Source organism: Streptomyces sp. TRM49041 (assembly GCF_008271805.1).
Lineage (GTDB): Bacteria > Actinomycetota > Actinomycetes > Streptomycetales > Streptomycetaceae > Streptomyces.
This window is the reverse complement of record NZ_VSRY01000065.1, coordinates 115,026-124,566: the sequence shown is the minus strand read 5'-3', so window position 1 is coordinate 124,566 and position 9,541 is coordinate 115,026. Positions and strand designations below refer to the sequence as shown.

General features: G+C 73.8%; 8 protein-coding genes and 1 pseudogene. 8 read left to right on the top strand and 1 reads right to left on the bottom strand.

What is annotated here, in order from left to right; translation table 11 throughout:
- Both FVS66_RS05005 and FVS66_RS05000 read left to right on the top strand, forming a co-directional pair.
- Window positions 1-1,521 (top strand): ABC transporter permease (locus FVS66_RS05005; protein ID WP_399224885.1); only part of this gene is annotated, 1,521 nt, incomplete at its 5' end.
- Window positions 1,518-2,657 carry an ABC transporter ATP-binding protein gene (locus FVS66_RS05000; protein WP_149179755.1) on the top strand — a complete coding sequence of 380 codons (1,140 nt, stop codon included), beginning with the start codon at window positions 1,518-1,520 and terminating at the stop codon, window positions 2,655-2,657. The genes FVS66_RS05005 and FVS66_RS05000, both read left to right, overlap by 4 nt.
- A gap of 7 nt (window positions 2,658-2,664) precedes the next feature.
- Here FVS66_RS05000 and FVS66_RS04995 read toward each other — a convergent pair.
- Window positions 2,665-3,138 (bottom strand): annotated as a pseudogene (locus FVS66_RS04995) (isocitrate lyase/phosphoenolpyruvate mutase family protein); the annotation flags it as partial.
- 359 nt (window positions 3,139-3,497) lie between these two features.
- Between FVS66_RS04995 and FVS66_RS04990 the strand changes: the two are divergent.
- The 6 genes from FVS66_RS04990 to FVS66_RS04965 all read left to right on the top strand — a co-directional run bounded on the left by FVS66_RS04990 (window position 3,498) and on the right by FVS66_RS04965 (window position 9,493).
- Complete coding sequence (locus FVS66_RS04990; protein WP_262386815.1) at window positions 3,498-5,912, top strand: nitrate- and nitrite sensing domain-containing protein; 2,415 nt, start codon at window positions 3,498-3,500, stop codon at window positions 5,910-5,912.
- Window positions 5,909-6,322 carry a roadblock/LC7 domain-containing protein gene (locus FVS66_RS04985; RefSeq protein WP_149179753.1) on the top strand — a complete coding sequence of 138 codons (414 nt, stop codon included), beginning with the start codon at window positions 5,909-5,911 and terminating at the stop codon, window positions 6,320-6,322. Before FVS66_RS04990 ends, FVS66_RS04985 begins: the two co-directional genes overlap by 4 nt.
- The gene (locus tag FVS66_RS04980) at window positions 6,322-6,690 is read left to right on the top strand and encodes a DUF742 domain-containing protein (RefSeq protein WP_149179752.1); all 369 of its coding nucleotides are present in this window, start codon (window positions 6,322-6,324) and stop codon (window positions 6,688-6,690) included. The genes FVS66_RS04985 and FVS66_RS04980 overlap by 1 nt, the downstream gene beginning before the upstream one ends.
- On the top strand, window positions 6,677-7,273 hold the full coding sequence (locus FVS66_RS04975; RefSeq protein WP_149179751.1) for an ATP/GTP-binding protein: 597 nt from the start codon (window positions 6,677-6,679) through the stop codon (window positions 7,271-7,273). Before FVS66_RS04980 ends, FVS66_RS04975 begins: the two co-directional genes overlap by 14 nt.
- Window positions 7,274-7,686: 413 nt before the next feature.
- The gene (locus FVS66_RS04970) at window positions 7,687-8,517 is read left to right on the top strand and encodes a pentapeptide repeat-containing protein (protein ID WP_149179750.1); all 831 of its coding nucleotides are present in this window, start codon (window positions 7,687-7,689) and stop codon (window positions 8,515-8,517) included.
- Window positions 8,518-8,686: 169 nt separating this feature from the next.
- Window positions 8,687-9,493, top strand: coding sequence for a class I SAM-dependent methyltransferase (locus FVS66_RS04965; protein ID WP_149179749.1), 807 nt, complete (start codon window positions 8,687-8,689; stop codon window positions 9,491-9,493).
- The last annotated feature ends 48 nt before the right edge of the window (window positions 9,494-9,541 follow it).

Genomic DNA, 9,541 nt, shown 5'->3' with positions numbered 1-9,541 from the left:
CGGCGGTGGCGCGCCGAGGGCCGCCCGCCCCCGGCGCTGGCCGCGGCCGCCTGTGTGGCCGCCGCCCTCGCGGTGCTGCCGCTGGTCTACCTGGCCGTGCGCGCCCTGGAACGCGGCCCTGCGCACGCCTGGCGGATCGTCGCCGACGAGCGCACCGCGCTGCTGCTCGGCCGCAGCCTCGGCCTGGCCGCCACCGTCGTCGCGGCCTGCCTGGTGCTGGGCGTGTCCCTGGCCTGGCTCACCGTCAGGACGTCGCTGCCGGGTGCGCGCGCCTGGTCGGTGCTCGTGACACTGCCGCTCGCCGTTCCGAGCTACGTCGCGGCCTTCGCGTGGCTGTCCGCCGCGCCCCGGCTGGCCGGGTTCACCGGGTCGGCCCTGGCCCTCACCCTGGTGAGCTTCCCGTACGTGTACCTGCCGGTCGCCGCGGCGCTGCGCGGCACCGACCCGGCTCAGGAGGAGGTGTCCCGCTCTCTGGGCCACGGCCCGCTCCGTACGTTCCTGCGGGTGACGCTCCCCCAGCTGCGGCCGGCCGCGGCCGGGGGCGGGCTGCTCGTGGCGCTGTACGTGCTGTCCGACTTCGGCGCGGTGTCGCTGATGCGGTACGACACCTTCACGCGCGGCATCCACCTGTCGTACCAGGCGAGCTTCGACCGTACGCCGGCCGCCGCGCTCAGCGTCGTCCTCGTCCTGATGACGATCGCCCTGGTCGCGGGCGAGGCCCGTACCCGGGGCCGCGCCGGGCACGCGCGGACCGGCCGGGGCACCGCCCGCCCCGCCGACCCGGTGCCGCTCGGGCGGCTGCGGGTGCCGGCGCTGGCCTGGTGCGCGTCCGTCACCGCGGTCGCCGCGGCCTTCCCGCTCGCGACCCTCGGCTACTGGCTGGCCATCGGCACCTCCGCCACCTGGGAACCGGCGACGCTCACCGACACGGCGCTCACCACGCTCGGCGTCGCGGCGGCCGGGGCGGCGCTCACCACACTGCTCGCCCTGCCGGTCGGTGTGATCGCCGCCCGCCACCGCGGCCGCGCCGCACACCTGCTGGAGCAGGCCGCGTACGCCGGGCACGCCCTGCCGGGCATCACCGTCGCGCTGTCGCTGGTCTTCTTCGCGGTCCGGTACGCCCACCCCGTGTACCAGGAGGTGCCGCTGCTGGTCTGCGCGTACGCAGTGCTGTTCCTGCCGGTCGCGGTGGCCGCCGTGCGGGCCGCCGTGCTGCAAGCGCCGCCCGTCCTAGAGGAGGTGGCCCGCTCCCTGGGCAGGTCGCCGCTGCGCACCCTGCGCGAGGTGACCGTGCCGCTCGCCGCTCCGGGCGTGGGCGCCGGGGCGGCGCTGACGTTCGTCGTCTGCATGAAGGAGCTGCCGGCGACACTGCTGCTCCGCCCGACCGGGATGGACACGCTGGCCACCCGGCTGTGGACCGAGACGGGCGCCGGGGCGTACGCGGCCGCGGCGCCGTACGCCGCCGTGCTGATCCTGCTCGCGGCGATCCCCTCCTACCTGCTCGGAAGGCACCGCACATGACCCAGGAGAACGACCTGCGCATCGAGGGGCTCGTCAAGGCGTACGGCCCCGACGCCGACGCGGCCGTGCTCCGCGGCCTGGACCTGACCGTGCCGGCCGGTGCCCTGGCCGCGGTGCTCGGCCCGTCGGGCTGCGGCAAGACGACGCTGCTGCGGATCGTCGCCGGTTTCCTGCGCTCCGACGCGGGGACCGTGACGGTCGGCGGGCGGATGCTGAGCGGGCCCGGGGTCCATGTGGCGCCCGAGCGTCGCCGGGTCGGGATCGTCCCGCAGGAGGGCGCGCTGTTCCCGCATCTGAGCGTCGCGCGGAACATCGCGTTCGGGCTGACGGGCCGTGACCGGGCCGCCCGTGTGCGGCGTGTGGACGAGATGCTCGACCTGGTGGGCCTCGCCGGATACGGCGACCGGATGCCGCACGAGCTGTCGGGCGGCCAGCAGCAGCGCGTCGCCCTGGCCAGGGCCCTGGCGCCGGAACCCGCGCTGGTGCTGCTGGACGAGCCGTTCAACGCGCTGGACTCCGCACTGCGTACGGGAGTCCGCGCCGACGTACGGGCCGCGCTGCGGGCCACGGGCGCCACGGCCGTCCTGGTCACGCACGACCAGCAGGAGGCGCTGTCCACGGCGGACGTCGTCGCGGTCGTCCGGGACGGCCGCACCGCGCAGTGCGGCACCCCGCAGGAGGTCTACGGCCGGCCCGCCGACCCGTGGGTGGCGGGCTTCGTCGGCGACGCGGTCCTCGTGCCCGGCAGGGTGGCGGCCTCCATGGCACCCACGGACAGCACGGACACCACGGGCAGCACGGTCAGCACTGCCGGCACGGACACCACGGCGTCCGCGCCCGCCGCGACGGCCGCCACGGCGCTCGGCCCCGTGCCCCTCGCCGCTCCGGCCACGGCGCGCGAGGGCACGGTACTGCTCCGCCCGGAGCAGCTGAGCCTCACCGGGTCGCCCGCCCCGGACGACGCCGCCCGGGGCACGGTCGTGGACGTCTGCTTCTACGGCCACGACGCCATGGTCACCGTGGACGTGGACGGGCTCGACGCGCCCGTCGGCGTACGGACGTCGGGCCCGGTCTCCGTACGGCCCGGGCACACGGTCGGTGTCCGCGTCACCGGCGAGGCGACGCTGCACCCCTGAGCCCGGGTCAGGACACCGCCCCGCCGTGCCGATGGGCGCCGCCGAGGTTCCGCTCCAGCAGCGTGTGGACTCGCCGACCCCGACACCGCCCAGTTCGGCGGGGTCGGGGAGGCGGCCGTCGGCGACCCTGCGACCGTGAGGGCCCGGTCGACGGCGTGGTGCGCCGCGAACAGGCACGGGGTGCTGCAAATGGCCGCGTCGACCCCGAGCGCGGCCAGTTCATGCCGTCCGCGTGACCGCAGCGGCGGGGGCGTTGCCGGTCCTCCAGGACGACCCCGGAGGCTCCGCACTTCTCCAGCCGCCGCACCACCTCGCAGGCGACCTCCGCATCGACGTAGCCGTCGTCGATGTCCACGAGGAGGTGGACGGCCGGGAGGGCCCTGCGGAGCCGCTCGACGAAGGCCACCATGTCGGGCCAGGCGATGAACCCGATGTCGGGCAGGCCGTAGTGGGAGGCGGCGAAGCCGAAACCGGAGACGAACGGCGGCGGGGCGCCTGACAGCCCGTCGGGGCCCGGTCGTCGGAGCACGGATCGGCCGTACGTACCGATTGGGCCTCGAAACAGCCTCTTGTCGGCAACGGGGCGGACACGGACCGCACTCGGAATACCACGTTCCGATCATCGGGACAACCTGACCCGAACACGGTCTGGCTGGTTATGATCGGCACCTCCACGCACCACACGCATCACCGGAGCCGGACCGGCCGTCCCCCATGCCCTTCCCCAGGGCTGCGCCGGGCCCGACGCCGGACTGTCCCCGCTTCCGCTCCCGAGGGCCGATGTCTCCCATGGAACCCGAAGGCACGCGAGGCCCGTCGACCCGTCGTCGACGGCGCTCCGTGCGCCTGCGAACGCTGCTCGTCCTGCTCGCCGTCGTACCGACCGCCGCGATGGCCACCCAAGTCGTCGTGACCGCGGACCGCTTGCTGGAGCAGTCGGCGCATCTGCGGTCCGATGTGGCGGCCGGTGAACGGATCGGGCTCCCGCTGTACGAGCTGATGACCGCGCTGCAGGCGGAGCGCACGGCCACCGCCGCGCTGTGGGCCGGCCCGTCCGCGTCCGCCGAGGCGGTACGCACCCGGCGCGCGGCCACCGACCGGGCGGCCGCGGAGTTCCGGCGAGCCGCGGGCGAGTCCGGGGCGGGTTCCGAGGAGGCGGACCGGCGAGTGCGGGAGGTGCTGGAGGGCCTCGACGAGCTCACCACCCACCGGGATCGCGCGGACTCGCGCGTCGGCAGCCCCGACAGCACGGTCGCCTTCTACAGCGGCGTGATCAGCCAGACGATCCGCTTCTACCAGGACGCGTTCAGCCACACCGATGACGGCGAGCTCGCCCAGGAGAGCCAGGTCGTCGTCACCATGTTCTCGGCGTCCGAGATGCTGGCCCGGGAGGACACGGTCCTCGCGCTGGCCGGACCGTCCCGGGAACTGACCACCACACGGTTCGCGGACCTCGTCAACGCGGTCGGCGCGCACCGGTATCTGTACGACCGGTGGATCGTGCCGTACCTGCCGCCCGAGGACAGCGACCGGTACTCGGCGCTCGTCGGGTCGCAGGCGTGGCAGGCCAAGAACCGTATCGAGAACCACATCATGTCCGACCACAAGGACATCGCGTTCGGTGTGCGGCTCCCCCGCGAGGCGGCCGGCTGGCCGGCCGCCCACGCCACGTGGGCGGCGGAGGTGGAGGCGCTGAACGCCGCCCGGACGCGTGGCCTGCTGGCACACGCCGACGCGAAGGCGGCCGCGCTGGAGACGGAGGTCACCTGGCTGATCTCCGTCAGCGGCGGGGCACTGCTGATCGTCGTGGTCGTCGTCACGGCCACCACGCGCTCGGTGCTGCGCAGGCTGCGCGTGCTGCACGACCGTACCGTGACGGTCGCCGAGCAGACTCTGCCGGACGTCGTGGCACGGCTGCAGCAGGGCAGGCCGGTCGACGACGACGCCCTGCCGTCGGTGCGCGGCGATCGGGACGAGGTCGGGCGGATCAGTGACGCGTTCGCCCGGGTCGTCGCCGTGTCCGTGGACGGGCACCGGCAGCTCGCGGCGGAACGGCACGGCTTCGGCAGCTTCGCCACGGGCATCGCCTCGCGGACCGGCAACCTGGTCAGCCGTCAGCTGACGCTGACGGAGGAGCTCCAGGACAGCTTCGGCAGCGACGAGGCCCTGCTGGCCCAGCTGATGCGTGCCGACCAGCTCACGGTCGGCATGCGCCGCCAGATCGAGAACCTGCTCATCCTGGCCGGCGGTGAGATCCCCGACCCGCACACCGACCCCATGCGCGTCGCCGACCTGCTGCGCGAGGCGGCGGCCGAGGTGGAGGACTTCCGCCGGATCGACCGTCAGGCGCTGGACGAGATCAGCGTCGATGCGCGGGTGATCAGCCAGATCAGCCATCTGCTGGCCGAACTCCTCGACAACGCGACCCGGTTCTCGCCGCCGCGGTCGCGGGTGATCGTCCGGGCCGAGCTGGTCGCCGACGGACTGTCGGTGGAGGTCGAGGACCGCGGCCCGCGGGTGAGTGCCGAACGGTACGCGGAGATGAACGCGCGCCTGCACTCCGCCCCGCCGTACGCGGTGCTCGCCGAGAACGCGCACCGGCTGGGCCTCTTCGTGGTCGGGCACCTCGCCGACCAGCTGGACGCGACCGTGACGCTGCGCCGGTCGGTGTACGGCGGCACGTCCGCCGTGGTGATCATCCCGGAGCGGCTGCTCGTGCCGACCGAGCGGGAGGAGGTACGCAGGACGGCGGCCCGCTCGCACATACCGGCGCAGCCCGTATCGCCCGTGGTGCCCGCGCCCACGACACCCGCTCCCGCGGCACCCGCTCCCGTGTCGCCCCTGCCCGTGGTGCCCGTACCGGCCGCGCCCCCGCCGACGGACGCGGCTTCCGGGCCGCGCGGCGCCGACGGGGGCAAGCCGGAGCTGGTGCTGCACGTGGGCAGCGGGCTGCCGGTCCGCCCCACGCACGAGCGGGCACCGGACCGCGCGCAGGCCGGTGCGGGCGCCGCGCGGCCGGTGGCGCGGGGCGGCGACGCCCGTCCGGCCCTGCCGGAGCGCGTCCCGCAGACGCACATGGCCGAGCAACTGCGTACCGCACGCCCGGCCGGCGGCGGCACGGCCGCCCAGGACGCCGACTCCTCCGGCGGTACGGTCCGTGACGAGGCGAGCCCCGAAGAGGTCGCCGACGCGTGGGCCGAATACGAGGACGGGACCCGGAAAGTGGAAGAAGAGCTCCGACAGGATCAGCCATGACAACGACGAACGACATGATCTACAGCGTCCTGGACAACAACCTCAGCAGGATCGCCGGTATCCAGGGGGCGGTGCTGCTGTCCAACGACGGCATCATGCTCAGCGCCTACCTGCTGGACCGCCCGCAGGCGGAGCGAATCGCCGCGGCGTCCTCGGGCATCGCCGCCACGATGAAGGCGATATCCCGCGAGGTCGACGGCGGCCGGGTGATCCGGCAGCTGGTCGAGATGGACGACCGGTATCTCTGCATCGTTGGGTGCGGCGAGGGCAGCACACTCATCGTCGTGACGTCCCGCAAGGCGCGTCTCGGCGAGCTCGGCGGCGAGGCCGTACGGACCGCCCAGGCCCTCGGTGAGTGGCTGGGTACACCCGAACGCGCCCAGGCGCCCTCGCCGTCGACCGCCTCGTAATGGCCGACGAGCCGCAGCGCGCGGGCCGCCGCCGGCCGCGGCTGTACGCCCTCACCGACGGCCGTACGGCCGGGCCGCAGACCGTCCTCACGATGGACACGACCATCACGGCGGCGGTCCGCGGTGACGACGACGCCCACGGGCTGCCCACCGAGTGGCAGACCGTCCTCGCCCTGTGCCCGGCGCCGAACGGCCGGGCGGTCGCCGAGATCGCGGCGCGGATGGGGATGCGGCTGACGCCGATGACGCTCCTGCTCGGGGAGCTCGCGGACCGCGGGCTCGTCCGTCACCGGCCGCCGCTCGAAGGGGCCGAGACCACCAACGTCCACCTGCTCATGAGAATCAGGGACAACCTTGCCCGGATATGACACCGCTCCCGCTCTCCAGGAGCCGGCCCCCGTCAAGATCCTCGTCGCCGGGGGTTTCGGGGTCGGCAAGACGACGCTGGTCGAGACGGTCTCGGAGATCGAGCCGCTGCGCACGGAGGAGCGGCTGACCTCCGCCGGTGTGGGCGTCGACGACCTCGAAGGCATCGAGGCCAAGACGGCGACCACCGTGGCGATGGACTTCGGCCGGATCACGCTCGGCGACGCGGGCGTCGTCCTCTACCTGTTCGGCACCCCGGGCCAGGAGCGCTTCTGGTTCATGTGGGACGACCTGCTGGACGGGGCGCTCGGCGCGATCGTGCTGGTGGACACACGGCGGCTGGACCGCAGCTTCCCGGCTGTGGACTTCTTCGAGAGCCGGGGCCTGCCTTTCGTGGTCGGCGCGAACTGCTTCCACGGTGAGCAGGCCTACACCGCCGACGAGATCAGGACCGCGCTGCGGCTGAGCGACCCGGAGACACCGGTGCTGATGCTCGATGCGCGGCAACGCGGCGAGGTCCGCGAGGTGCTGCTGTCCCTCCTGGACAGGGTGATCGCCAAGGTCCGCACCACCGCCCTTTCCTGACGCGCCGTCGGGCCGATGTCCCGCGGGCGGCCCGTACGGTCGCGGGTCCAGCCGCATCGCGAAGGTCACGGTGCTTCCGTCGGCGTGCCCCGGTGCGACGGTCAGACGGTCCGCGATCAGACGGGCCGGCCGGAGTCCCCGGCCAGTGCACGAGCCGTGCGACCAGCGGCCCGGGGGCGTCCCGCAGCCGGGAAAGCGGCGGGGCCGCGCCGAGCAGGGGAACGCGTGGTCCCCGGCGCCCATGTGCCGCACGGGCAGCGTCCCGGGGTGGCGATCCTCACCGGCCGGCCCGCCCATTTCACCACCCGGCGCAACCGGCCCATGTCTCTGCGTCAGCGAACGCCCCCGTGGTCTCAGGAGGGACAATGGGCACGTACGTATGTCCCGACCGCCCCTGCAGGAGAACAGCCGCCGTGTCCCCGCGCACCCCGCACACCGCCCGTCCCGATCTGCAGGCCGACTGCGCGAACTGCTTCGGACTGTGCTGTGTGGCGCTGCCCTTCGCACGGTCCGCGGACTTCGCCGCCGACAAGCCGGCCGGCACGCCGTGCGGGAACCTGCGGGACGACTTCCGCTGCGGCATCCACGAGCGGCTGCGCGACAGCGGGTACACCGGCTGCACGGTCTTCGACTGCTTCGGGGCCGGCCAGAAGGTCTCCCAGGTCACCTTCGAAGGCCGAAGCTGGCATGCTGAACCGGACTCTGCGCGAACGATGTTCGCGGTCTTCCCCGTGGTACGGCAACTGCACGAACTGCTGCGGTACGTGGCCGAGGCGCTGGACCTCGCGGCGGCCCGGCCCGTCCACGCGGAGCTGCGCCGCGCTCACGACGACGTCGACGCGCTGAGCCGGGGCGACGCCGATTCGCTGTTGGAGCTGGACGTGGCGGGGGTGCGCGCGGAGGTCAACGTCCTGCTGCTGCGGGCCGGCGAGCTGGCCCGTGCGGCAGCCGTACCGGGTCGCCGCAAGGACCACCGCGGTGCCGACCTGATGGGCGCCCGGCTGCGCGGTGCGAAACTGCGCGGCGCGAGCCTGCGCGGCGCCTGCCTGATCGCCGCCGACCTGTCGGGCGCCGACCTGCGGGACGCGGATCTGATCGGCGCGGACCTGCGGGACGCGAACCTGCGCGGCGCGGACCTGACGGGCGCGCTGTTCCTGACTCAGGCCCAGCTGAACGCCGCCCGGGGCGACGCCGCCACCAGGATCCCGGCGACGCTCCGGCGGCCGGGCCACTGGTCGGCTTAGCGGGAAGTGCGGGACGCGTCGTGCCCGGCATGTCGGTCCGCCACGGAAGGAGTACGGACGACCCCCCGTGCGGGTGCCGTCGCCCCCTGTCCGGTGGTGCCCCCGGTGCCGTGGCGGCCGTGCGGTGCACGGTGGGACCGGACCCATGGGACACATCAGGGAGGGCGTCATGCCGCAGAGTTCCTTCTCGCGGTTGTGGACGGACCGGTCGAAACCGGCGTACAAGGTGCGCTACGCGCTGCGGCACCCGGGGCGGGTGGTGCCGTACGTACGGCGTGCGGGGCGCGATCTATGGCTGCGGGTGCGGAGCCGGGGCAGCCATGTGGCGTACTACAGGGCGGTGATGGCGAGCGACACGGCGCGGAGCCCGGAGGCGGCCGTGGGCGGTGCGCCCTCGCGTGAGCGGTGGCTGGCGATCGGCCGGATGCAGTTCGACTATCTGGTCGAGCACGGGCTGCGTCCGCAGGACCGGATGCTGGAGATCGGGTGCGGAAACCTGAGGGCGGGCTGGCGGTTCATCGAGCATCTGGAGCCGGGGCACTACTACGGGATCGACATCTCGCCGGACATCCTGGTGGAGGCCAAGAGGACGCTGGTCCGCTACGGGCTGCAGAAGAAGGTGCCGTATCTGACGCCGGTGGACGACCTGAGGCTGGACTTCCTGCCGGACGGGTGGTTCACGGTGGTGCACGCCCACAGCGTGTTCTCGCACTCGCCACTGGACGTGATCGACGAGTGTCTGGCGCATGTGGGGCGGGTGCTGGCGCCCGGCGGGTTCTTCGACTTCACCTTCGACCGTACGGAGGGGGCGGAGCATCAGGTGCTGCGGGAGGACTTCTACTACCGGACCGAGACGCTGGTCGGGCTGGCGCGGAAGCACGGCCTGGAGGCGCGGTTCATGGACGACTGGGAGCGGCTGCCGCACGGGCAGTCGAAGCTGCGGGTCACGCACGCGGCTCCTGAACCGGCCCGCTGAACGGCCCGGCGCCCCGATAGGGAGTGACCCCGATAGGGAGTGACGGGG

Bases quoted from the DNA above. Each gene is read 5' to 3' on its own strand.
- FVS66_RS04980 (WP_149179752.1), top strand. From the start codon at position 6,322: ATGGCCGACGAGCCGCAGCGCGCGGGCCGCCGCCGGCCGCGGCTGTAC.
- FVS66_RS05000 (WP_149179755.1), top strand. From the start codon at position 1,518: ATGACCCAGGAGAACGACCTGCGCATCGAGGGGCTCGTCAAGGCGTAC.
- FVS66_RS04985 (WP_149179753.1), top strand. From the start codon at position 5,909: ATGACAACGACGAACGACATGATCTACAGCGTCCTGGACAACAACCTC.
- FVS66_RS04965 (WP_149179749.1), top strand. From the start codon at position 8,687: ATGCCGCAGAGTTCCTTCTCGCGGTTGTGGACGGACCGGTCGAAACCG.